The organism is Microcoleus sp. w2-18bC1, assembly GCF_036700365.1.
In the GTDB taxonomy this organism is placed as follows: Bacteria; Cyanobacteriota; Cyanobacteriia; order Cyanobacteriales; family Microcoleaceae; genus Microcoleus.
In genome coordinates this window covers 127395-151290 of the sequence record NZ_JAUBOS010000006.1, presented here as the reverse complement: position 1 = coordinate 151290, position 23896 = coordinate 127395, and the positions used below count along the sequence as shown (strand labels likewise).

The window sequence follows — 23896 nt, the reverse complement described above, 5'->3', positions numbered from 1 at the left end:
TAATTAATAGTCCTGGATGCACTTTTGACGGGCATAAACGAGGTTTCGGCTTCCCTCAACCACTAGGTTTTTTAGCGTTTATGAGGGCGGAAAAAAAGTATTGCTGTGAAAAAACCTTGTTTCTTGCTACCCGTGGGCCTAGGATTAGTTAACTTGGATTTAACATCCGGGTTCACCTGTATAACAAGCGCCTAATAGACTCCAAGTTTGAGGGCCGACAATACCATCAACAGCAATCTTATTATCCTTTTGAAATTTGATGACTGCTTGTTCGGTTTTTGGGCCGAAGAATCCATCAGTTGAGACGGGATATCCGTTTTTAACTAAGGATTGTTGGAGATAGCGCACGTTTTGATTGGCAGTGGTGCTATTATTTCGTTTCAGTGTGGGTAGTGAAGAGCAAAGAGGCAATTGAGCGTAAATTGAATTTGTGGTTTGCATGGTTTGATTGGGGATTAGTGGTTTGCAAGTCGTTTGAACTTGCTATTCCCCAGTTGTAGCTGTGGGGGGAAGTGCTTTAACAGTCGCTTTTTATAGTGACGCTTATCTGGGGTAGCTCAGATGAGTGACAGGCAGCTATCAAATCCGTTTTGTATAAAATAATTGTCAAAGGCAAACAGCAGCTAATTTCCATTTTTTATCAACTTTTAGCATCTTTGCCGGAAGCCCCACACCATACCTGTAGGGCTGTTGGTGTCGGGATGGATAGGCAGATTGACGTAGGGAAAGCGAGGCAATCAATCCTGTCACGGTGTAATCGCTCCACTCTTGTATAAGCTGAGTAATGGTCTTTTCTATAGAGGAGGCAAAAATACTGTATTTAAAGCTAGTTAACCATGTGAGCGAAAAGGCCGATCGGGAAAATAGCTCTGGGGTTGGGACTTTAACTTAGAAGTGATATCGTAGAATCGGTAGATAGTAGATTTCCGGCTGTCAAACAACTTGAGAATTGAATCAATGACAATTTCTGTAACTATCGGGTTAAAATCGGAAATAAAGTCGTCGGCGTTGAGATTTTCTCGAAAAAATTCCTTAGCTCGATCGCACTGATAGCGCATTTCGTCAAAGCCAACAATTTTTACCACAAACGTTGTCAGGGGCGAACTCTCCAAATCGGTATTAGAAGTGCTTTTAGCCCGCCCATTTTCTAATAAATTCAATACTTCCGCTTCTAAACTAATTTTAGGTTTATAAGGTTTCTCTATTTCGGGAAAAAAGCTTTCCAGGCGCACGCAGTTAGGAACTTGAGCCGGAATTCCTCCCATCATCATCGCCAGAGAAACCTCAATCTCCAAATCCGAAGAAAGAGCTTCTAGTAGGGCTAGGGCAGACAGTTTGCACCCCAAATAAAGCTTCGCAATTTCGATATTGTACTTAGCAGTAGCTTCCCAGCGCTGATAGGTGCGATCGTTTGGATATCCCTCAAACTGTCGGAAAATTATTTCTGGCTTAAGATAATTCAGAAAACCTTCCATCTTGAGCAAAGCAACTCGGTAGTCGCGAACCGTGTAAAAACCCCACCAGATGAGATTGTGATTGGTTTCCGGCAGTAAATTCCAGGTATTTGCCAAAAAATGGGCTGAACTATGGTGAGCAAAACTCATCACATCCCGGTTAGAGATTCGCACAGCTTTTTTCACCGTTTCCCGCATTTCCCCGTCAGTCAAACTGAGGTTAAACAGGCTATTTATTGCTTGCAAGCGGTCATAAAGGCGCTGGCTTACCGTTACTCCTGCATCGGCGGCGCGAAACGGAATTGTTGCTTCAATGCAGCCTGCAATTTGAAGCAATTGCTCGCGTGTGAGAAATGGTTCTAGAGCTTTTGCTGCTACGACAGCGCTGAGAAATTCGTTTTGTCCAGCGAAAGGATTGAGGACTTCGCCCGGTTCAAAATTGAATACTAGCATCACCATCTCGAAGGTAGCATCGGCAGACAGTTCAGATTTATCCCGAATTTGTAGTTGTTTGTTAACCTCTTTTGCAACAGGAGTGATGTAGTAGCTGACGTTAAAGTTAATGCTGCGATCCACTTGCACGTAGACGGTATCGTGAAATAAAGCTGCCAAAACCTCGATCGCGTCTTCCTTTCCCCCCACATCAAAAATATGTTCGGGAGTGTGAAAAAACCGCCAGGGCCCCATCATCGGCTGAACAATCAGTTCGGCAATCCGAGCGACTTCACTTGGTTCGACTTTTGCTTCCAGGCGATCGAGCGCCCAAATTAGCCTTTCTAAGCACTGTAAGTAGGCTTGTTTGCTATCCATCACAGTCTTTACCAATAACATTGCTGTCAGTCGATTTTAGATTTTAGATTTTAGATTTTAGATTTTATCCACAGATGAATCTGGGAGTTTGTACCTGAGTCTAAAATTTTTATATCTCCACGACAGGAGTCGTTCGCAAGTACCCGTTTGTGGGCGGTTTACGTCAGCCACCATGCTGTTATTTTGATTCTTTCATAGATGCGCCCGGCTTTTGTGAGTTAGGATTTTTGAGCTTTTTGTTGAAGACTTTAGCGGTAATTTAGGAGGCAAATACTTACTTAAAATCAACTTAATTTCCGGTTGCTGATCTCCCCTGTTTTCCTAGTCTAATTAACACAAAATATGACAAGTAAATTACATAAATTGCTAAACCTATCAGACCCAACAATCCCAAAAATTGAGGGTTTGCCGCAGGGTGAAACATTTGTTTGTAGAGCCAAGGTGGGTCTAACCAAACGCGGCAAAAAGGTTCATCAATGACTTGAATTTGAGATTTAAAAGCACAGCTTAAGAAGGGAAGTTGAGCTAGAGCGCCCAAACCGCTGTAAACAGTAATCGCCCACCGCCAAGCTGTAAAAGCCAGTTTCAGGGGCGACTGCGGTCGATCGGCAATTTCTTCGTTTAAATCCTCCCAAAACCACAGACTAGCAGGAATTAAGGTCCTCCCAATCACCGACGATACAAAGCTCACAGGCAGCGCAGCCATCATCAGGTAAAGTGTAATGGCCAGCAAACTCGCCACCCGCCAATAAATAATCGACAAACGGACGATCGCCTCAGCTTTTGCCACAACAGCCCAAATCAGCACTACCAGCGGGATCGAAATTGTTAATAACACAGACAACCGGTAATCCATCCAGACTAGCGGTTGAAACCAAGGCCCGGTGGCTGCCAATAAAAGACTCAACATCTTTGGGAAAATATACTCACTTATTTGTCACAAATTTTACTACAAAAATGCTAAAAAATCAGCAACCAGAACACGGTCTTAATGTTTATAGTTACTGCTACCTTTTCTAAGGTACTTGGCGCGCTTTGAAGGGTACTTGAGACACGATAGACGGCAATACCCTTGAGTTAAAACTGTTTATTCCTCAGATATCTCCTTCCCATCCTCGCCTCCCTTGGGGGATGCAAGAGCAAATTATTGTCCCCCTTGGGGGCGAGGGGGAAGCTGGCGGATTTGAACCGTATTGGGATAGAGGGCCAATCTCGCCATTATTTCAAGACTCAACCCCTAAAATAAAATTCTCCCGCGCCAAAAGTTAGATTTCGGCGCGGGAGGGAAGGCATAGAGCTAAATGGCTCGTTTATTCCTCGTAGATGCGGCACTCAGCAGCGTCAGGATTGTCGTCGCAAAATTTTTCAAAGGAATTCTTAGGTTTGACTTGCTTTTGGTGGGAAGCTTCTGCTTGCAGTTCTTCAACTGCGTCCCACGCCGCCGCGCATTCCCCGGAAGTTGCGCCCTTTAGGTCACAGACGGTACGAGCGCTTTCTAGTTCTTCTTCAATTTTCTCTTGGATGTTGCCTGCGGGTGTTGTTGTCATAAAGCTTGTTGGTATGAATGTGTAGGAGAATATGGTGGTCCCCGACCTATTTCTAGGTAATGTTAGCACGCGCCTTTGTTTAGTGAGCTTGTTCGGCTAACGGCACGTCCTTAACCCAAATAAAGATGTTTAACCGTTAACGACAGAGCAAGGGAGTAGCTAAGCAGCCGCTTGGTGTCATAACTCAAAAAACGTAGACTTCTAAAGTATACGGCGGGTCAACTGTGGTTTAAGTCTAGGCTCGAAGCGAGCGTGTCTTTAGACCTGGATCGTTGACCTTATTAAGTAAGAAAGGTTTTCTTTTTGGATGTTAGTTTGGGTGGGATTTGCTGTTTCGGTCTGGCAACCCCAGCTAATAATAGCTTGAGATGCGCTGCTGTTGCAGCAGCCCAGAGAGAAACCATCCATAACTGCGATCGCAGCCGCCGTCTCTACTTCCTGCTTTACTCTACCCCGTCGGCGGGGGAAGGGTTCACAGGCATCAATGTAGGTCGAGCTGACCTTACTTTTGATGAAAACATTACACGATGTTGGTGTGTCAAACTGTATTGAGCTTTATCTTTTAAGATTTAGCTGAATACGGCATTTAACACGAAACAGATTAGCGGGACACTCATGTTAACTTATGTTAACACAAGAACGGCAATCGAGGGGGAATCGATCGCCCAAGAATAGCCTCCCCCCAGTGGCCAGTTCCGGTTAGCCTAATGTATAGAGATAGTTTTATAGAGAAATTTGCCTTATGTACACCCAAAACCAAATGCAATGGGTCAGCGCTTTATCAACCCGTCCCTCTTTGGAATCCGCCCTTAAAGAAGTTATAGAACAAGCCGATCGCAACCTAGAAGGCCCGGCTGATTTAGCGCTGATATTTATTTCGTCTGCCTTTGCCAGCGAGTATTCTCGGCTGATGCCTTTACTCCGAGAACTGCTGCCAGTGACCGCGATCCTGGGATGTGGCGGGGGAGGAGTCATCGGCACGAACCGGGGCGGCCTCACCGAAGAAGTAGAGGGATCTCCCGCAGTCAGCCTGAGTCTGGCGCGCTTGCCGGGAGTGAATGTCAGAACTTTTCACGTCGGTGCAGAAGAACTGCCGGACTTAGATAGTCCCCCGGATACTTGGGTGGATCTCTTGGGCGTGCCGGCCCAGGAAGAACCGCAGTTCATCATCTTGGCTGACCCCTTTTCCGCAAAAATTAACGATTTGCTCCAAGGGCTCGATTATGCCTATCCGGGCGCGGCTAAGGTAGGGGGACTCGCCGGGGGGGACGGTGCGGGCAGAGGCGCGGCGCTGTTTTGCGACTATCAGCTTTACCGAGAAGGGACGGTTGGGGTAGCTTTGAGTGGCAATATAGTTTTGGAAACGATCGTCGCTCAAGGCTGCAGGCCGATCGGGCATCCTTATCGGGTGACGGAAGGAGATCGCAATATTTTGCTGAAACTCGAAGAACAAACCGACGATACGGGCAGCGCCGGCATCGAACGATCGCCCTTAGAGGCTTTGCGAGAGTTAGTTCAAACTTTGAGCGAAGAAGACCGAGAATTAGCCCAGCACTCGTTATTTGTAGGCTTAGTCAGCGATGAATTCAAGCTGAAATTAGAGCCGGGAGATTTTTTGATCCGCAATCTGTTGGGAGTAGATCCGAAAGTGGGGGCAATAGCGATCGGCGATCGAGTCCGTCCCGGACAGCGCATCCAATTTCACCTGCGGGACGCGCGCACCTCCGCAGAAGACCTAGAAATGCTGCTCAATCGCTATCAGCGGGCCGCCGAGTACAGTGGTACATCCAGCGCCGGCGCCTTGATGTTCTCTTGTCTGGGGCGCGGTGAAGGGCTTTACGGCGAATCGAACTTTGACTCCCGACTGTTTGGCCGATACCTCAAAAACATCCCCTTGAGCGGCTTTTTCTGCAACGGCGAAATTGGTCCCGTCGGCGGCAGCACATTTCTGCACGGCTACACATCCGTATTCGGGATTTGCCGCCAAAATTCATAATTTGTGAACTGTTGACTGATGACTGTTGACTGATGAGTGTTAACTGTTGACAATCTAAAATCTAAAATCTAGCCACTCATGACCAATAAATAAAAGCGGCAGTCGCCTGCCGCTTTTACCTGTAACTAGATGTCTGGAAACCTTAGAAACTAAAGGTAGTACGGAGGAGTCCGACCCAGATATCCTCGTTGTTGTTGTTGTGTTCCGGATTCAGAATCACGTAAACGCCAGGTGTCACCGAAATAAAGTCATTGACTTGGAAGCGATAGAAACCCTCTAAGTGATAAGAGGTGTTGCGATTTCTGGCGACATCGCTCTCGGTAACTTTTGGCGGTACACCAAAGACGAAGCCGAGGACGTTGCCTTGTCGGGCAAAATCTCCCAGGGCCACAGTGATAGCACCATTCTGGATGGTAGCGTCATTGTTGCCACCCCGCAGTTGTTCAGCCTTCGTATAACCGTACCAACCGCCAATCTGAAAGCGACTGCTGGGTTTGAAGTTAACTTGCACGCCATAGTTATCTGATGCGGTAGGTGATTGATCGAAGGGCCGATTAGCCAACAAACTGCCGACGCCGCCCATGAGGTTAACATCGCCTGCCCGATTGTATTTCCGGGTGTAAGTCAAGCCCAAGTCAAACGGTCTGCTAAAAAAGCCGATCTGACCCAGAGCGCTGAAAGAACCGTCGAAAACGCCCCTGCCATCTGCGGGGTTGGGAGCATCGCCGTCGCCTGCGAGATAGCCCGCGGTAGCTCGGAAGCTGCCCAAGTTGAAACTCACACTTGCGCCTGCTCCCTGCGGGCCGCGGAATACGGCCGGGTTGCGAACTCCAAATCTGGAAAGTGAACCGTTACTCGTAGAGTTACCAAAGGTAGAAGCCTGGTCTGCAATTTCATCTAGGTCAAGCCCTTTAGGACCGACAAAGACTGTAGCTTTACCCATCGGGAACCGATAGTACAACTCGTCTAGTGTGAAATTGCTGTTCTCAGCTCCATCAAACGCTAGGCGAGCCATGTTAGTGCCCGTAGCTGTTGCTGCTGAGTAGTTGGCGACGTTGAGGGCTTGCAAGCGGGTTCTGAGCAAGTCTCGACCGGTGAAGCTGGTGTTGAAGTTCAACCGCACCCGGTAGCCGAAGTTGGTAGACGTTTGGTCGTCGCGATCGCGGATATGATTGCCGTTGGCGTCACGAGCTTGTATAGGATCTCCGAAGGTGTCGCTGACAGCAAAAATGGCTTCTCCAGCCAGTTTGGTGGTGGTGGAGAACTGGTTTGCTTCGAGTTCTGCAGTGCGAGCTTCTAGGCCGTCTACTCGTCCGCGCAGGGTAGCGAGTTCGGCTGCAAATTCTTCTTGCAGGCGTTGCAGGATGGCTAAGTCATCTTTGGTAACTAAGTTACCTGTTGACCCAATTAGCTGGGTTATCTGGTCTAAGCAAGCGTTGACGCCGGCTGCAAATTCGTAGCGAGTCAGGGCGCGGTTGCCGCGGTAGGTGCCGTCGGGATAACCTACGATACAACTGTAGCGTTCGACTAGGGATTGCAGGGCTTGGAATGCCCAATCTGTCGGTCGCACGTCGGAGAGCTGAGTGACTGATGTCACCTGGGACATGGTTCCCGACGGTTGAGCCGGCAGCGCTTGGGGAGCAACAGGGACGATGGGGCCGCCCATTCCGGCGGCTGGTGTCTGAGCAATTTCTACCTTAGTAGCTGGGGTGCTGGCGACTGCTGGCACTTCAATTTTCCCAGGGGTTTCTGTCTGGCTGATTTGCTCTGCCAAGTCTGATGCTTGGGGCGAGGATTCGGCTGCGCCAGCCGCTGCTAGGGGTTCAGTCGCTGCTGCGCTGGCCGGAGCGATTGGGGCTGCTAACCCGATGTCGCTCCCTGGTGTTTGCAGTGTTGTTTGCAGTGCTGCTGCGCTGGTTTCTGGTTCGATTGAGGCGATTTTTTCAGCGTCTGCTTCGTTAACGACCGGGGTTTGGGCCGCTTCGACGCTGCTGTTTAAAGCCAGGTTTTCTGGGGCAGCAGGGGCTGCTGCAACTGGTTCTGCAACTATTTCTCCAACTATTTCTGCAATTTTTGACTCAGATGACTGAGCTGTAGCTAGTTGGTTGGCTTCAGGGGTTGCGGTCGCTTCTGCGGCGATCGCAGTGGCACTCATGACTGATGATAGCCCCAGTATTGCCGGGGATACTAGCAGTAAATTCCAAAAAGTTCTGTTCATTTTCCTCACACCTTCACACTCTATTCAACTCGACGAGCAGCAATTCCCAACTGCTATTTTTTGTGGTTGCTTGCCTGTTGACAATAATTGCCAAAATAGAACCTATCCATAACTGTTGATTCACAGTAGGCGTGTCTACTTCTGCTTGAACGTAGGGGGCCCACCCCTTATACCGCCCCGGCATCAATTCAGGTCAAGCCCACATTACATTACAGTTGATTATACCATCACGTGCTAATTTCATCTCTCGATCGCCCGACTTGCTTGAGTTGCTCTACGGACGATCGACAACTGGTTCTACGGGCTCGACCACAATCTGCCTCTAACTGACAACTGCCCAGCGTCCTCGGTTACGCCAGACTTAATAGACAGTTATAGGTAGGATTGTGGCTGCTTGTCGCATCCCTTATACAGCTTTATATCCTATAATGTCAAGGTTTTTAACCTAACTTTAAACCTCGCGACCCGGCAGGGGCTATTTTCCCGCCATGAGTGGGGAACTGAGAGCTAAAGGCTGGTAGATTTACCCGATCCAAACCAAAGTTCAGGCTTGACCAATGTTGGTTTTTTGATGCCCGCTGCCACCGGGACTTGCCAGGACGATCGCCATTTTTGAGACTAACCGTCGGCGGGTTTAATTTCCCGCTACTTTAACACAATTTTTTTGCGGTCTGGCAGCAGCAGCCGACTGAATCCCTGTTAGCTGAAATTATAGTTTTGTGGCCTCGCTGTCTTGCGTTTGACAACCAGTTATTTTTTTGGCACAGCCTCGGGATCTCAAAGCACATTTTCTCCGTGATTTATGCCACTGCCAAAGATATCCGCTCAATAATCCGGGATAAATCGCTCAACGATGCACCTCAAATGACGCAAAATCCTTCCTGAGTGGGTAGTACGCCCCGAATTATGGAGCGGATACTGTCAAAGTATCCATTGATTCTCCGGGCGTCCAGGACGCATCAACCGAGTTTGAGGAATGCAAATACTTCCTTTTAGGCGCTCAATCGAAGTTAAAAAACCGGGTTTATGAGAGTAAGGAGTGCATCCCAGACGGTTTTAATTTGCGAGGAACACAAGTAAATGCCGTAAGTTATGGGAGGGCGATCGAACAACCTGTAGATTGGGCAATGCACTCGTTCTTTCTATGGTATGTTAAATTGAGGCGTACCATATATATTTTTTACACCATCTCTGACTGGGATGAAAAGAAAACTGCGGCTGTTAGTATTGGTATTATTGCTATTAGGATTTTTCTTTCGCTTCGTCAACATCGACAAAAAGTTTTATTGGTACGATGAAGCATTTACTTCCCTGCGGATTTCTGGATACACGCAAACAGAAGTGCTTCGTGAAATAAGCAGCGGTCAGTTAGTAGCACCAAAAGATTTAATGAAATATCAGCGCCTCAATGCGACAAAAAATTTTGGTGATACTGTTAAAAGTCTGGCAATAGAAGAACCTCAACTACCACCACTGTATTTTCTGGCAGTCAAGTGTTGGGCAAAACTATTCGGTGATTCTCCTGCGGCGATAAGAAGTTTCTCAGCTTGGATGAGTTTGTTAGCGTTTCCGGGTCTGTACTGGCTGTGCCGAGAATTGTTTGCACCGCCGGAAGTGGCGTGGATAGCCGTGGGATTGCTAGCAGTTTCTCCCTTGCACGTGCTTTACGCTCAAGAAGCACGTCCCTACAGTTTGTGGTCGGCGCTGATTTTGCTTTCTTGTGCGTCTCTGCTGCGAGCACTGCGGCTGCAAAACAAGCTGAGTTGGAGCATTTACGCAGTAGCCAATATTATGGGAGTTTACACTCATTTATTTGGTCTGTTAGTTGCATTAGGCCACGGAATTTATATCGTAGGAACTCACGGTTTTAGATCGAACAAAAAGCTAGTGAGTTACTTGCTCGCAATGGCTGTGTCGTTGCTAGCATTGCTGCCTTGGATGGTAATTTTACTGGTAAATAAAAGTGCAGCATCCGGGGCAACAAGTTGGGCTAATCTAAAAATTCAGAGGCTATCAGTAGTTAAGAATTGGGCCGGAAATATCGGTCGCCTTTTTTTTGATGTCGGGCTAAGTTCTAATGCGATATCCGTAGAGCTTATTGGTTTAGTGGCAGCGACTTTAATTTTATTAACAATCGTAGGGTATGCAGTTTATTTTCTGTGTTCAGAGACGAAGAAACAGGTTTGGCTGTTTGTGGTGACGGTGATGGCGGTGACAGCACTGGCACTCGTGCTGCCGGATGTTATATTGGGAGGAATCCGATCGACTAAAGCTCGCTACCTATTTCCGACTTATTTGGGGATGCAAATCGCTGTGGCTTACCTGTTAGCAACTAAAATTACCGCGCTGGGTGTGCCAAGCTGGAAACGACAAATGTGGAAAGTTTTGACAGTTGTACTGTTAACGGGCGGGGTGCTGTCGAATGCCGTTAGTTCTCAAGCCGAGACTTGGTGGACTAAGGAATGGGGCCGGGAAAATCCCGAAATTACTCGCAGGATCGATCGTGCCCCAAAGCCGCTGCTTGTCAGTGATATCTCGGAAGTCAGTCTGGGAAATATACTGTCAATGAGTCATTTGTTAGAACCGAAAGTGCGGCTGCAATTGGTGTTGCTTGACCCGAAAGCGCGCCGTCGAGCTCAGTTGTTTGACAGACCAACTATACCCAATATTCCTAGCGGTTTTAGTGATGTTTTTGTCTACGGGCTATCGCAGAAGTTTAGTGCTAAGCTGGCTAAAATGCAAAACTTGAAAATCGAGCTGCTTTCAGAACAAAAAAACGAAACGCTGTGGCTAGGCAAGTTAGTAAAATAGTGAGGGTTTATGGAAGATTTTGGTGTTATTATTGCTTGCTGCGACCAAGATTATTTGTTAGCAAAGGGTTGCTGTGCTAGCATCCGATATTTCCTGGGAGATGTTCCCATCTGCCTGTTGATTGACGGTACGTTTTCCGTGAGTCCCCTAGAAAAAGTTTACGGAGTGCGCGTCATTAATCACGATACCGTCTCTGAGCCACTTCTGAGAAAAAGAAGCTTTGGTTGGGGAAAAAGTCATATGATTCCCTTTTGGGAAAGTCCTTGGCAAAATTTTCTCCTGATGGATGCAGATACAATTGTGTGGGGAGATGTCCTCAAATTGGCTAATTTTGAAGACTTCGACTTTATTATTGACCAGCCTTGTTACGATTACTCGGATGCGGATATCACGGAATTTTTCTTTGACATTCCGGGAGTCGAAAAGTATTTTCCAGATTTTCGTTGGCAAGACTATCGCTCTCGCTATGTCTGTCCAGGCACATTCTTTGGGAAACGAGGTGTTTTCAGCTTAGAGGAGTATAGAAAGATTCTGGATTTTAATGATGAACATCCAGACATATTTAAGTATGGAGACATGGGCTTTTTTAACCTGATGGTCTTCCGCGCCGCTCAAGAAGGCAAACTGCGGGTGCAGAATGTGGATATGCAGTTGTTGGTGCCGGATTTTGACCAGGATTTGCTGAGAAAGCAGTTTCCGGTGGAAGAAAGCGGGCCTGCAGTCGATCGTACTCAGGGGACGGTGATTCACTGGTGCGGCCCGAAGCCGACTTTATCTAGTCGGAAAGTTTACTCGGAACCGATGAATTTCTGTCGCCGCAAGTGCCAGGAAGATGTTTGGAACCGCACGGGTTTGGCTGCCGAGATGTCGCTGCAAGTTGAGGATTTACAGCGATTGATCTACGTGTATAAGAATAAGTTTAAGAAGAAGTTTCGGCAGTTGGCGGGAAGTAAGTAGGATTTTTTAACCGCAGATGTTAGCGGAGCAACGCGGATGCACGGGGATTTGAGCTTACCCTTCGAGGGGTAAACTTGGCCCTGCTGGGGGTAAAACTTGGCGGTGAACGCTTATTTTGTGGCTTTCCCGCTGAGTTTGCATTTCGACGGCGATCGCCTCAAATTCGACTTCCATGCAGCCGTAGGGAATCTCTAACTCGATACTTGCTCGCACGTTTCCCAACCCGTTAGCTTTAAATTCGGTAATCCAGCGGGGCCCGTCGAGAATCAGGTAGGTTTGTCGATCGTACACCCAAACTTTTACATAAATCCGGGGCATTAATTCCGGCAGTTGCACTTGCACTTTTACAGCCTGGCCCGCGATGATTTCGGCGCGCGGCAATTCCAAAACCGGCATCGGTACTAACTCGTCTTCTGGCAAAACGTAGGGAGTTGGGGGATTTACTTCTGCTACGACAGTTGCGGTTTTTTGAGCAACTTGTTTTGGTTGCGGGGGCTCGTCAAAAACCACAAATTCTCTGGCTTCCGGGCTAGTGGATTGGGGATCGGAAATTGTTTCGCTGGTTTCGGGTTGCTGCTGGGTTGGGCTACTTTCTTCCACAACGGCAATTTCGTCGCTGCTATTTGCGGCGGCTGTTGGAGTTGGTGACAGGGTGGTTGCTTTCAGCCAGTCGGAGGATTCGCCGTTGCTGGCTAAGGAACTCAGTCGCGACCAAAATCGACTTTCGACGTTTAAGGTTTGAAATGCCTGTTTTGTGGGTGCTGGCGGGGTTTCTGGGGCGGTTGTTTCTGGTTGGGGGATGTTTTCGGTTTTTTGGTCGATCGCTCCGATTTCGGCTGTTTGAGTGGGATTTGGGATGTCTGAGGGTTTGGTTTGTGGGTCGATCGACTCTTCGGTAGTTCGAGGCGAATTGGAGATTTCCGAAAGCAATTGCGATCGGCTGCTATCGGGCAGTTTGTTACCGAAGGCGGGCAATTCTAAACCGCCTGCACTTGGGGTGTGACGCGAAGCCAGTAGAGGGGGTAGGGCTTCAGTGGTTGGGACTTCGGCGGGGGAGGGAGGGTCTAAGGATTTTTCTACTAGCTTGAGGAAGGATATATTTTTGGCGCTTCCAGACGGTTTTGAGGCTGTTGGGGAGGGTTCAGCTTGATGCTTTTCTTCGATGAAATTGTCTTTAATTTCCTGTAGAAGGTGCTCTAAACGAGCTGTAATTGTGAATAGTTTGGTGGCTAGGGTGACGCCGCCGCTGCTGAGAATTGCTTCTCCTAAAATTAGGCGGCTTTTGCACTCGCTTGGGATGTAGGTGACGCAGGCAAAGATGCAGGGGGGAACTTGTTCTGGCATCGGCTGCTGGATTTCTGCGAGAATTTTTGAGGTTTGGGGGTCGCGCAGGTAAATTTGCAGTTGTGCTGAACCGATGAGTTGTTTGAGTTCTAGCGCTTCGGATTCGGGGATGAGAGTTGCTGTTTTTCTGCTTTGTTGCGGGTGTTGGGGAATGTCGATTTTGCCGGAAATGATTAAGGGGCGACCGAGTTGGGTGACGAAGGTTTCTTGATCGAGGACGAGCTCGAGTTTGACGTGCGGTTTAGGTTGGGCGGTTTGGGGAATTGGGAATTGGTAGATTTTGGTCTGCTGCGGTGCTGAATCGGCTGCTGGGATTTCGGTTGGTGCGGGACGATCGACCTGTGCTGCAATTTGTGGTGCGGGGCGATCGACCGGTACTGCGATTTGTGGGGCTGCGGTGGAAGCAGCAGGTTCGATTTGGTCGATCGGCGGTAGGGGTTCGGAGGTTTCCGATTCTGCGGGCAATACTTCCAACTGAACGCCGTACTGCCAAGGTTTTAGTGGTGTTGATTGGGGATCTGGCAAGCAGGATAGTTCCCACAGTCCGGGTTTGAGCCTGGTGTAGGGAATGATCACGACTAATCCTTCGGGGTTGGTGCGGGCCGATCGGCTTTGGACTTTCCGCTGCGCTCCTTGGTCGAAGGAGGTATGGGTAACGCGAATTTCGATGTCGGTGTTGGGATGCTGAATGCGAGCAACCACGCGGTATTTACCTTCTAGAATTTCCACGTCGGAGGTTTCTAGGGGCAACCAGGCGCGATCGCCTTCTTTCTGTAGCAAAAATTCTAATTTTTTCATCTTTCTTTCCCCTTGAAGACCCCCGCTATGTTGCTGAAAGGTTTGCGGTAGGTGGTTTTTTGGCAGCTACAGGCATTGAATTACTATATGTTGTACAGTTTATCACCTTGATCGGTCAAGAGTTACGTTCAGAATGATAGATAGGCATCGAGAAGTCGGCATTTGGCTCGATCGCTAAAATTGTCCTTCTATATCCCGCGATTGATGCAGGACTCTCACAATCTCGACTCTCTCTGGGAGAATTATGTAGAAAATAATATAAGGTTTGACGGGAAAACTTCTCAATCCTGTGAGGAGTTCATTTCGCCCTCGCCCCATATTCGGAAATTGGGCAAGCATGGAAAAGCGATCTAGCAATCGCACCATTTGGAGATCGGCGCCAAGTTCGTCCTGCTGTGCCAGATAAATTTATATATCTTCTAAATCTTTTTCCGCTTGCTGGGAAAGGCGATAGCGATTCACGGGCACTTACTCCTGTTGTAGGCGTTGTTGTCCGCGTTGTTTGATAGTGAGGAGAAGATTCGGCAGAGAATTGTCATCGTACTCTGTATATTGTCCTGTCTGAAGCTGTTCTACACCGATCGCTATTTCCTGCTTAAGAGTTTCTCGATCGGCCTTTGTAGTGTCTGAAGTTTGATTTGGAGTTAGAAGTTTATGGATGAGGATGTGGCGCTCTTCCTCGGTGAGGGCGAGGATAATTTGGGTGAGGGTATCGATGAGTTGAGTGTTGATCGTGGCGGCTTCGGTCATATGCGATCGGAGAATGGTTGCATTAGAGGAGGGATAACGTTATTTTAACTTAGCCATTTTCAATCAGAATTCACCAAGGACTGCCGATCATGCTAAAAGCTGCCCAATAATACGGATGGGATAAATCTTTGCTGTCGAGTTTGGGGATGGACGGGGGCAAGGGAATGTCGCCTCGGGCACTTCGCAGTTGACCGCCTTCGATCGTCACTTTGCCTTCGATCGCGGCAATTTGTGCTTGCCTGAGAGCTTCAGCTTTAATGATTGGAGGGTCGTTTGGCCTGCGGATTTTTAACTGCTGGTAAAACTCTGTCATCAGGGCGAGAGTCCCCGCATCGCTGACGTACCACAGGCTGGCGAGGGCTGATTTGGCTCCTGATTGCAGCGCTAAACCTGCAAATCCGAGTTCTGCTTCTTTGTCTCCCAAGGCGGTTCTACAGGCGCTTAATACTAATAGTTCAAGGGGCGGATTGTTCCATTTTAAATCTCTCATTTGATCGAGGTCCAGTTGGGTGTCCCAAAATTGAATGTAGGAGTTATTTGGGGTTCCGGGTCGGAATTCTGCGTGGGTGGCAAGGTGGATGATGCCGTATTTTTGTTGCAGTCGCTGGGATTGCAAGTTTACTAGGGTGAAGTCTTGGTTGAGAAAGGATTGACCGGGCCACTGTTGGGCGATCGCGCCTAGTTCTAATGGAACTGCTGGCAGCGGTTCTTTTTTCGCCGTTTCTGGGAAATCTGATGCTCCCATTCCTAGGACTTGCACGTTTCTGAGGTCGGTGTAATTGCTGTCTGTGAGTTTGAACGCGGGGATGCGGGCGAGGCTGTATTTTTGGATCAAAAATTGCTTTCCGTCGTGCATTGCTGCTAGCGGTACGGTTCGCAAACCTTGGCCGACGCAGAACAGCAAGGTTTCAATTTTTGTTGTTTGCAAATCTGTTTCTAAGGGTGCAATTATCCATTTGTAAAGTTGTTGGGCTGGTTCTAGATAGCTAGTGGTGTTGAGTTTTACGGGGTTGGTGATTTCGCTGCTGAATTCTTTGACGACTGACAGCAGTGTCTGTTGTTTGGCTGACGGGACGCTGCGAAGAATGGGGGGGCGATCGGGCAATATTAAGATTAATTCTAGTTGGTCTGTGCGCGGGATAGCGTAAATTAAAGCTGGTTTTTTCTTTGTTTGAACTGCTAGGCGGGAGAGAGTTTTTGATATTGCTTCGGCGGTTTTAGCACGGGCTGCAAAGTCTTGTTCAAAGTATTTTTGATAGTCTTCTGCCCAGTTTTCTTCGATTCTGGTTACGGCTTCGGTGAGGTTTCCCCGATCGAGCAAATTTCTCATTTCTTGCCCGTTAAGCCCGCCCTGGCCTGTGTTTTGGGCAATTGTAGCGAGGTTCGCGGTACTCCAGCAGAAAAATATTGCTGTCAAACAGTAAAAAATAGCTATTTTAATTTTTTTCTGAGTAGTGTGTTTTTGGCGTTGCTGCTGGGATTGGTAGTGCATGATTTTGGGGCGGTTAAGGGCGCCGTTGGCGGCAGCAGTTGGCAAAAGTTTGGATGTAGGTGGGAATTTTGACTGTGCTGGCGATCGCGGCACGATTATAGCATTCAAAGCCAACCGCGAATCTCTGCCCTAGGGTGTGGACACCAGCACCAACAAAGTCCCCGCACCAAGAAATTCGCGATTTATGTAAAATTTTGTAAATTATGCAGAAGTTTTGCATAAACAGGACTTACTTAAAAACCGGATTTCTTCACGTAAGTCCTATTTTCTACATAACAGCCAGGTGCATTTAACCGAGATGTTGCACCATTCTCAATAATCTTTTTATGAACAGGCTGTCCGGCCTGTTCCACAAAAAATTTATCTCTTGTGGAACGGGCATCTTGGCCGTTCTTAAAAATGATGCAAAATCTGAGTTTAACCGGCATTACCTCTAGGGCCGTCTTTGACTTTTTGCGGCACCTCTGCACTTCACAAGTTGAATCGGGCTTGGTCTTGGTATTAAGTGAAAAATCCCCTGAATCGAGCGCCGATCTATTTAGTTACCTCAGTAGATATATTCTCTGTATTTACTTACTTTAAAAGAGTTAAGTCTTTTCGGGCAAACTTACTTAAAGTTCGACTGGTTAATTGTTTTGCCTTGGATATCGGCCCCGTTATTTCGTACACTTCGCCGAAACTGCTTTTGGCCTAAGATTTAGCCTGAAAATCTCCTAGTTTTTTAACATCATGGGCGGCGGATGCTAATAGTTGAGCAACATCAATAAAAACACTTAATTATTTAGAGGATTTTACGCTATGCGGTCGATCGCTTTTTCCTTGTTGATTCTTGCTTCTCTCCTAGATAACTGAAGCCTTTTTGCTTCCACTATACATTGTGTGCGATCGCACCGCGCCAAGTGCGATCGCGATCCAATTGGGGGATGTGTCTTAGTATTTCTTCACATATCCTGATTTCGGTCTATGATATATGCCTTATGGCGTATTTGTGTTTAAAGCCCGTTACCGCGTACCGCTGATGAGTCAATCAACCAATTCACCGCTATCCCAACCATTTTCTCGAAGAACCGCCCTCAAATTCCTCGGAGTCGGTGCCGCCGGCGGGCTGCTGGGCTATTCTCGATTTTCCAAGCCAGAGCCCACCGTTTTTGTGCAAGATTCTCTTGACTTGCCGCGAATGCTGAATCAGCGCAAAACCGTTGCAGTTGTAGGGGCAGGCTTGGCCGGGCTCGCCTGTGCTTACGAGCTCTCCCAGCGGGGTTTCGCCGTAACATTGCTCGACAAATCGCCCCAACTCGGCGGCAAAATTGCTAGTTGGCAGATACAAGTCGGGAACGAAACTTTTATGATGGAACACGGTTTCCACGGTTTTTTTCCGCAATACTACAACCTCAAAAGTGTGGTAGAAGAACTAGAAATTACCGATAATTTTGTATCTTTAGAATCCTACGCCGTTGTGTTTCGAGACGGCAAATACAAACCCGAAGTTTTCCGTCCCAACCATTCAGCTTTTCCCTGGAATATAGTTGATTTGGGGATATCTTCTCCCAACCGGCTCAAGTGGGGAATCAATCTGACAAAACCTGCTCACTGGGAAGTCTTTCGAGAAATAGGCGGTTTTCAAACTCAAAAAACTTTCGCTCGCCTCGACAATATATCCGTTGCCGACTGGGTAAAAGGTGAATTCCCGCGCGGACTTTATGACTTATATTTTCTGCCTTTTGCCAAATCCAGCCTCAACGATCCCGACGAATTGAGCGCGGGAGAATTAATGCAATTTTTCCACTTTTACTTTTTCGGGAATCCAGAGGGTTTAGCCTTCAACGGCACGCGGCAAGATATGGGCACGAGTTTGGTGCAGCCTATTGCCAAAGCCATTGAAAGCAAAGGTGGCAAAGTATTGACAGATGTCGCAGTCAGTGAGATTCGCTGGGAAAACGGCAAGATTGATTCTCTGAGTTACCAGTCTGGAGACGTGCAAAGTAAAATACCTTTTTGGGTGAAGCGAAACGCGCTATTAACTGACAGCAACTCTACCAAATATTTCGGCGCTGGGGACAGCGTATTTGCCGCCGCACCGTCGGGGAAAGAGGCAATTTCTCTGAGCTGCACTCACCAAGGCTGCACAGTTCAGAAACAAAACGACGGTCAATTTCACTGTCCTTGTCACGGGGCCGTTTTTGATGCCGAAGGACGAGTTGTCAGTGGGCCTGCTCAGCGGGATTTGCCTCGATTTAAGGTAGTCGATGAAAAAGCAGATGAAATACAGTTAGTAGCAGTAGTTAAGCAATCGCAGCCGCAAAATTTGGCGGAAACATTGAAGGCTGATTACTATGTTTTTGCGGCCGATGTTCCGGGGATGCAGCATTTGTTTAGTTTGGCCAGCGGTGAGGTAAATCCGCAGGTGCAGAGCCGGATAGAGAGCTTAAAAATAGCAGATCCGTTTGCGGTGGGCCGTTTTTGGTTCGATCGCGAATTTCCGTGGGAACACAGCAATTTCAGTTCGCTTTCCGGCTACAAACTGACTGACAGCATTACGCTTTACCACCGAATTCAGGATCAGTTCATCGAGTGGAATCAGAAAACTGGTGGTAGTGTAGTGGAATTACACGCTTATTGTTACAAGGAGAAGGAATTTCCGAATCAGGAAGTTTTGCTGGCGACTTTTGAGCAAGAATTGTACGAAATTGTACCGGAATTAAAAGAGGCAAATATGCTGCACCGGGAATTGGTAAATCAAAAGAATTTCTCTGGATATCCGCCCGGTAGTTATGCGGAACGCCCGGAGACTTGCTGCGCTGTACCTAATCTTTTGTTTGCGGGAGATTGGGTGAAAATGCCGTTTCCTTGCGGTTTAATGGAAAGAGCAGTGAGTAGCGGTTTGTTGGCCGCTAATGCTATTTTATATCAAGAGGGTTTGCAGAGGCGATCGCTCTTGACGGTGAATCCCGAAGGCGTGTTAAAAATCTAAGCTTGGCAGTGGGGGCGGGTTTTGTCAATCGTCAATTATCGGCTGGTATTCTCGGTGAAATCCGCCCCCTGTCATACGATTTTAGATTTTAGATTTTAGATTTGAAAAAATGGGAATGACTGATTATCTAAGGGTTTAGAGGTTTCCTAAAGTTGCATTCTTTTTCTAAGATGAGTTACGGTTTGTGGGTGTGGTTTAGCTGAGGGGAAAAGGCAGAGCTTGCGAACAAAAAAAATATCTGCGTTGAGCGGGGTGGATATGCGGTTAAAATATTATTGAATGAGTATAAAGCAATAATAGATGCTGAATAGTAACTGCAAAATTGGTAAAAAATCTGTAATGTTTGATGCTTTTGCAACAGAATACGATTTCGCCGCCACCTTGCAAAACCAGAACGATTTCTTTACTAACAACCTATCGACCAGCAAAGGTGCAGCATTAGATATTGGCTGCGGTTCTGGAATTCTTGCTTTTGAATTAGCCCAGTATTACGATAATGTTGTCGCCGTCGATTTGTCAGCAAAGATGCTGGCAATCGCCAGTCAAAAACGTTCCGCTCCCAATATCGAATACATCCAAATGGATGCCAGTCAATTAGCGCTAGATCGCCAATTTGATTTAATAGTTAGTTCTGCAACTTTTCACCACCTGCCCAACCTCCCAGTCGCCCTCGATGCAATTAAAAAAATGTTAAATCCGCACGGAAAAATCGTCTTTTTAGATAAAATTTCGGAAGTGGAAACACCTGGTACAATAGGCTACATATTAGGTGCTGCCAGAGATTTTAGACCCGACTGTTCCAACTACGGATTTCGCAATGCTTTAAGATTATTAAAATTTCGATTGTCGCCTGGATGGTTGAAGCATTTAGCTAGCGATAGATATTTGTCAGAACGGAGATTTAGAAAAATTTACGGTCGTTGCTTTCCGGGCTGTTATTTTGTAAAATTGGGTTGTTTTATGGGCGTAATCTGGGAACATCTGTAATGCAAAACAACGTGATAAAATCGGGTTCTGTAAGGGGACAAAAAACTCATATCCGCGAGTTGGGCATTAATCTCGATCGCTGGTATGCGATCGCCCGCAGCAGCGAGGTGCAAACTGGGCCGCTAGCTGCGAAAATTTGGAATCGGGCGATCGTACTTTTCCGCGACAGTTCTGGCAAAATCAACGCTTTAGAAGATAGATGTCCGCACCGACAAGTTAAACTCAGCCATGGCAAAATTAAAGGCAATTTAATCGAGTGTGCTTACCACGGATGGCGGTTAAATGCAAGGGGAGAATGTGCCGAAGTCGATTATTTAGCAGAAAATCAAAAGCTACCTAACTGCAAAATTCGCTCCTATCCAGTGCAGGAAAAAAACGGTTTTATCTGGCTGTTTCCCGGCGAAGAAATGCAAGCCGAAAAAATAGATTTACTGGATTTGCCCGAGTGGGAACATCTCAATTATATTGCCACAGTTTCAGCCATCGACTGTCAGGCACACTATTCATTTTTAATTGAAAACTTGATGGATATGTACCACGGACACTTGCACGATGATTGGCAAGCTTGGGCAAATCCAGTGTTAGATACTTTAGAAGAAAACGAGCATCAAGTAACTGCTCGCTATCAGGCACAAAGTTATTACAAAATAGATAAAATTTGGTCTATTTCTCAGTTATTTTTTAAATCTCTGCGCCGACTGCACCCGGAACCGCTGGAGGTGAGTTATGTTTACCCGCACTGGGTTTCAACTTTGGGGAGCGATTTTAAGATTTACTGCTTGGTTTGTCCGGTGAGCGAGACAGAAACTCGCGCTTATTTAATTCATTTTACCTCATTAAATGGGTTTTGGCGGCTGCACAAATTGCCGATTTGGTTTCGCAGGTTTATCAAAAATCGTTGTTTCGGTGCTGCTCAAAAGTTATTAGATGGTTTGGTGCGGCAGGATGTGTTAATGATTGAAGAAGAACAGCAGGCTTTTTTGCAGAATTCAGAAATAAAGAGTTACGAATTAAATCGAGCTTTAGCCAGCGTGCAAAAGTTGATAAGAAGTCAGGCAGAAAATGGATAATTCAGTCACAGATTGAAACCTGCGGCGGGACGAATGAACCAGCCTGCATAGGCTAGGGCGTGTTTTCTTGCCTCGTTGTATCCTAGAAAATAGGCGAGCAAGCTGTTAACGCTCATTAACCCTTGGAGACTTCAGCAACGAACAGTGCGATTCGTTAAAACCGCTACTTCCACCACTGAAACCCCGAACAGGTAAACCCGATCGCGACCACCGACAAGTGGTGAACAGCATTCTCAGGATACTCAGAACTGTTGCCCCGTGGCGATACCTGCGGTGAACGTTATGGTTCGTGGGAAAGCATCGCCACACGGTTTTATCGATCGCAAAAAGCTGATATTGGGCAGCAAGTCTTTTATGAAGTCAGTGAATTTGTTCAGGTGAACTCGTGAAAAACAGATGAAGTTTTATACATTTACAGCTTGGAGTGCGATCAGGTATATTTTTTATACTGAGGCAATAAATAATATTTTTGGCAGATCACAAGATGGAATTAATCAATTGATAGGCGACTTGTTTTGAGGGTATCGCCCTGGCTGCCCCAAGCTCACCTCGGCTTGTGAAAGAAAGCACCGATCGAGCTTAAGACCGAATTCAAGAGGCAATCAAAGTCACGGTCGGGGGACTCAATGAGTCAGTCCAAAGCATTCCTGAAGACAGGAGCGCTAATTTAGGCGCCTCATTACGTGACTCCATGAACCACGTACACATAGAGATTGAACTATGTCATTAATGCCAGATAGCGATCGCACTCCACCATCTACCGCACCTTCGTCTAGTAATTTCCCACAAGCAGTAGGTACAACCGCCACACCCGCTTTTGAAATCAACGCCTCTCGGCAGTTCACTTCCTGGTTAGGTTCACAAAATCTCAGTTTAGTTTTCACCACCTATCAGGCGGGGAAGGTCTTTTTAATTGGATTACGACAAAACGGGCAACTGTCGGTATTTGAACGGACATTTGAACGGTGTATGGGATTGTATGCCCACAACAGCAGCCTGTATATGAGTTCGCTGTATCAACTGTGGCGGCTTGAAAATGCCCTAGAACCCAGACAAATAGCGGATGGCTACGATGCCGTTTATGTACCGCAAGTGGGGTATATCACGGGAGATTTAGATATTCATGATCTAGTGCTGGTTGAACCCCCCCAGCCCCCCAAGCTTCGGGGGGACCAACAAGTTGAACCACAAGTTCCCTCCCTTAATAACGGGGAGTTAGGGGGCGTAGTCTTCGTCAATACCCTATTTAGCTGCCTTGCCACAATTAGCGAAACGAAAAGCTTTGTCCCCTTGTGGAAACCGCCGTTTATTTCCAAATTAGCCGCAGAAGACCGATGCCATCTCAATGGTTTGGCGATGCGAGATGGTCAACCCCGTTACGTCACGACAGTGAGTCAGTCGGATGTGGCGGATGGCTGGCGGGATAAACGTAAAGATGGCGGCTGCGTGATGGATATTAGCACCAATCAGGCGATCGCCACAGGCTTATCGATGCCTCACTCACCCCGTTGGTACAAGGATAAACTGTGGTTGCTCAATTCAGGTCGTGGGGAATTTGGTTATCTAGACCTGGAACGGGGAGTATTTGAAGCGGTAGCCTTTTGTCCGGGATATCTGCGGGGTTTGAGTTTCTGCGGTGATTTTGCCGTGGTGGGGATATCCAAACCCAGGCACAACAAGACGTTTTCCGGTTTGGCCTTGGACGAGCAGTTGCAGACAAAACAGGCCCAAGCCCGATGTGGACTGCTGGTGATTGACCTCAGAAGTGGGGATATCGTCCACTCGTTACGCATTGAAGGAGTTGTAGAGGAATTATACGACGTGCAAGTCTTGCCCGGAGTGCGGCAACCGATGGCGATCGGGTTGAAAACTGACGAAATTCGCCGCGTGATCTCGATCGGCTAAAGCAAGAAAACCGACTTCTCAACAGAAGTCGGGATCTGAAAACTTTCAACTAACCTAACAAGGAAGAACTAACACTATGTTTGAACCAACCTTCAACCTCTCAGACCTCAACGGCAGCAACGGCTTTGCGATTAACGGCATCGCGGCGGATGACAACTCAGGCTCGTCGGTCAGCAGCGCCGGGGACGTCAACGGCGATGGCTTTGAGGACCTGATTATCGCGGCAAAATATGCCGACCCCAACGGCATCTTTAGTGCAGGGCAAAGTTATGTGGTGTTTGGCAGCAACAGTGGCTTTGGTGCGGGTCTCAACCTGTCAACGCTCAACGGCAGCAACGGCTTTGCGCTTAACGGCATCGCGGCGAATCACTTCTCAGGCTCGTCGGTCAGCAGCGCCGGGGACGTCAACGGCGATGGCATTGATGACCTGATTATCGGGGCAACAAGTGCCGACCCCAACGGCATCACCAATGCAGGGCAAAGTTATGTGGTGTTTGGCAGCAACAGTGGCTTTGGTGCGGGCCTCAGCCTGTCCACGCTCAACGGCAGCAACGGCTTTGCGATTAACGGCATCGCGGCGAATCACTTCTCAGGCTACTCGGTCAGCAGCGCCGGGGACGTCAACGGCGATGGCTTTGATGACCTGATTACCGCGACAAGAAGTGCCTCCCCCAACGGCATCACCAATGCAGGGCAAAGTTATGTAGTATTTGGCAGCAACAGTGGCTTTGGTGCGGGCCTCAACCTGTCCACGCTCAACGGCAGCAACGGCTTTGCGATTAACGG

General features: G+C 47.6%; 18 protein-coding genes and 1 pseudogene. 9 read left to right on the top strand and 10 right to left on the bottom strand.

Going from position 1 to position 23896, the window contains the following annotated elements:
* Positions 1-159: 159 nt before the first annotated feature.
* The 4 genes from QT979_RS06540 to QT979_RS06525 form a co-directional block, all read right to left on the bottom strand.
* Positions 160-441, bottom strand: coding sequence for a peptidoglycan-binding domain-containing protein (locus QT979_RS06540; RefSeq protein ID WP_333209635.1), 282 nt, complete (start codon positions 439-441; stop codon positions 160-162).
* A 389-nt stretch (positions 442-830) separates the two neighbouring features.
* Complete coding sequence (locus QT979_RS06535) at positions 831-2285, bottom strand: hypothetical protein (RefSeq protein ID WP_333308785.1); 1455 nt, start codon at positions 2283-2285, stop codon at positions 831-833.
* A gap of 268 nt (positions 2286-2553) precedes the next feature.
* Positions 2554-3174, bottom strand: coding sequence for a DUF3177 family protein (locus tag QT979_RS06530; protein WP_333308783.1), 621 nt, complete (start codon positions 3172-3174; stop codon positions 2554-2556).
* A 400-nt stretch (positions 3175-3574) separates the two neighbouring features.
* Complete coding sequence (locus tag QT979_RS06525) at positions 3575-3811, bottom strand: Calvin cycle protein CP12 (protein ID WP_190662788.1); 237 nt, start codon at positions 3809-3811, stop codon at positions 3575-3577.
* A 742-nt stretch (positions 3812-4553) separates the two neighbouring features.
* Between QT979_RS06525 and QT979_RS06520 the strand changes: the two genes are divergently transcribed.
* Complete coding sequence (locus tag QT979_RS06520) at positions 4554-5807, top strand: FIST N-terminal domain-containing protein (RefSeq protein ID WP_333308781.1); 1254 nt, start codon at positions 4554-4556, stop codon at positions 5805-5807.
* Positions 5808-5949: 142 nt separating this feature from the next.
* Here QT979_RS06520 and QT979_RS06515 read toward each other — a convergent pair whose 3' ends face one another.
* Together QT979_RS06515 and QT979_RS06510 are read right to left on the bottom strand one after the other, a co-directional pair.
* Entirely contained in the window at positions 5950-8025 is a 2076-nt protein-coding gene (locus QT979_RS06515) for an iron uptake porin (RefSeq protein WP_333308779.1), read from the bottom strand.
* A gap of 13 nt (positions 8026-8038) precedes the next feature.
* Positions 8039-8209: a hypothetical protein gene (locus tag QT979_RS06510; protein WP_333209641.1), complete on the bottom strand. Its 171-nt coding sequence runs from the start codon at positions 8207-8209 to the stop codon at positions 8039-8041.
* Between the two features lie 1016 nt (positions 8210-9225).
* Here QT979_RS06510 and QT979_RS06505 point away from each other — a divergent pair.
* A complete protein-coding gene (locus QT979_RS06505; protein WP_333308776.1) occupies positions 9226-10836 on the top strand; it encodes a glycosyltransferase family 39 protein in 1611 nt (536 codons plus the stop codon).
* A 9-nt stretch (positions 10837-10845) separates the two neighbouring features.
* Entirely contained in the window at positions 10846-11793 is a 948-nt protein-coding gene (locus QT979_RS06500; RefSeq protein WP_333209645.1) for a hypothetical protein, read from the top strand.
* 54 nt (positions 11794-11847) lie between these two features.
* Here the strand turns inward: QT979_RS06500 and QT979_RS06495 are convergent, their stop codons facing one another.
* The 4 genes from QT979_RS06495 to QT979_RS06480 all read right to left on the bottom strand — a co-directional run bounded on the left by QT979_RS06495 (position 11848) and on the right by QT979_RS06480 (position 16285).
* Positions 11848-13935 carry a hypothetical protein gene (locus tag QT979_RS06495; RefSeq protein WP_333308773.1) on the bottom strand — a complete coding sequence of 696 codons (2088 nt, stop codon included), beginning with the start codon at positions 13933-13935 and terminating at the stop codon, positions 11848-11850.
* 174 nt (positions 13936-14109) lie between these two features.
* The gene (locus tag QT979_RS06490) at positions 14110-14337 is read right to left on the bottom strand and encodes a type II toxin-antitoxin system RelE/ParE family toxin (RefSeq protein WP_333308796.1); all 228 of its coding nucleotides are present in this window, start codon (positions 14335-14337) and stop codon (positions 14110-14112) included.
* 66 nt (positions 14338-14403) lie between these two features.
* Positions 14404-14685 (bottom strand): hypothetical protein, encoded by a 282-nt coding sequence (locus tag QT979_RS06485; RefSeq protein ID WP_333153484.1) that lies wholly within the window; start codon positions 14683-14685, stop codon positions 14404-14406.
* Between the two features lie 70 nt (positions 14686-14755).
* Positions 14756-16285, bottom strand: a complete 1530-nt coding sequence (locus tag QT979_RS06480; RefSeq protein ID WP_333230778.1) for a CHAT domain-containing protein — start codon at positions 16283-16285, stop codon at positions 14756-14758.
* Positions 16286-17195: 910 nt separating this feature from the next.
* Here QT979_RS06480 and QT979_RS06475 point away from each other — a divergent pair.
* The 6 genes and pseudogenes from QT979_RS06475 to QT979_RS06455 form a co-directional block, all read left to right on the top strand.
* Positions 17196-19148 (top strand): FAD-dependent oxidoreductase, encoded by a 1953-nt coding sequence (locus QT979_RS06475; RefSeq protein WP_333230786.1) that lies wholly within the window; start codon positions 17196-17198, stop codon positions 19146-19148.
* Positions 19149-19448: 300 nt separating this feature from the next.
* Positions 19449-20135 carry a methyltransferase domain-containing protein gene (locus QT979_RS06470; protein ID WP_333230779.1) on the top strand — a complete coding sequence of 229 codons (687 nt, stop codon included), beginning with the start codon at positions 19449-19451 and terminating at the stop codon, positions 20133-20135.
* Entirely contained in the window at positions 20135-21205 is a 1071-nt protein-coding gene (locus QT979_RS06465) for an aromatic ring-hydroxylating dioxygenase subunit alpha (RefSeq protein ID WP_333230780.1), read from the top strand. The genes QT979_RS06470 and QT979_RS06465 overlap by 1 nt, the downstream gene beginning before the upstream one ends.
* A gap of 145 nt (positions 21206-21350) precedes the next feature.
* Positions 21351-21482 (top strand): annotated as a pseudogene (locus QT979_RS28975) (transposase); the annotation flags it as partial.
* Between the two features lie 443 nt (positions 21483-21925).
* On the top strand, positions 21926-23110 hold the full coding sequence (locus QT979_RS06460) for a TIGR03032 family protein (protein ID WP_333230781.1): 1185 nt from the start codon (positions 21926-21928) through the stop codon (positions 23108-23110).
* Positions 23111-23186: 76 nt separating this feature from the next.
* The coding region (locus QT979_RS06455) for an integrin alpha (RefSeq protein WP_445304753.1) at positions 23187-23896 on the top strand (710 nt) is incomplete at its 3' end.

Coding starts and splice junctions, on each gene's coding strand:
- QT979_RS06540 (WP_333209635.1), bottom strand. CDS start 441: ATGCAAACCACAAATTCAATTTACGCTCAATTGCCTCTTTGCTCTTCA.
- QT979_RS06535 (WP_333308785.1), bottom strand. CDS start 2,285: ATGTTATTGGTAAAGACTGTGATGGATAGCAAACAAGCCTACTTACAG.
- QT979_RS06530 (WP_333308783.1), bottom strand. CDS start 3,174: ATGTTGAGTCTTTTATTGGCAGCCACCGGGCCTTGGTTTCAACCGCTA.
- QT979_RS06525 (WP_190662788.1), bottom strand. CDS start 3,811: ATGACAACAACACCCGCAGGCAACATCCAAGAGAAAATTGAAGAAGAA.
- QT979_RS06520 (WP_333308781.1), top strand. CDS start 4,554: ATGTACACCCAAAACCAAATGCAATGGGTCAGCGCTTTATCAACCCGT.
- QT979_RS06515 (WP_333308779.1), bottom strand. CDS start 8,025: ATGAACAGAACTTTTTGGAATTTACTGCTAGTATCCCCGGCAATACTG.
- QT979_RS06510 (WP_333209641.1), bottom strand. CDS start 8,209: ATGCCGGGGCGGTATAAGGGGTGGGCCCCCTACGTTCAAGCAGAAGTA.
- QT979_RS06505 (WP_333308776.1), top strand. CDS start 9,226: ATGAAAAGAAAACTGCGGCTGTTAGTATTGGTATTATTGCTATTAGGA.
- QT979_RS06500 (WP_333209645.1), top strand. CDS start 10,846: ATGGAAGATTTTGGTGTTATTATTGCTTGCTGCGACCAAGATTATTTG.
- QT979_RS06495 (WP_333308773.1), bottom strand. CDS start 13,935: ATGAAAAAATTAGAATTTTTGCTACAGAAAGAAGGCGATCGCGCCTGG.
- QT979_RS06485 (WP_333153484.1), bottom strand. CDS start 14,685: ATGACCGAAGCCGCCACGATCAACACTCAACTCATCGATACCCTCACC.
- QT979_RS06475 (WP_333230786.1), top strand. CDS start 17,196: ATGAGTCAATCAACCAATTCACCGCTATCCCAACCATTTTCTCGAAGA.
- QT979_RS06470 (WP_333230779.1), top strand. CDS start 19,449: ATGCTGAATAGTAACTGCAAAATTGGTAAAAAATCTGTAATGTTTGAT.
- QT979_RS06465 (WP_333230780.1), top strand. CDS start 20,135: ATGCAAAACAACGTGATAAAATCGGGTTCTGTAAGGGGACAAAAAACT.
- QT979_RS06460 (WP_333230781.1), top strand. CDS start 21,926: ATGTCATTAATGCCAGATAGCGATCGCACTCCACCATCTACCGCACCT.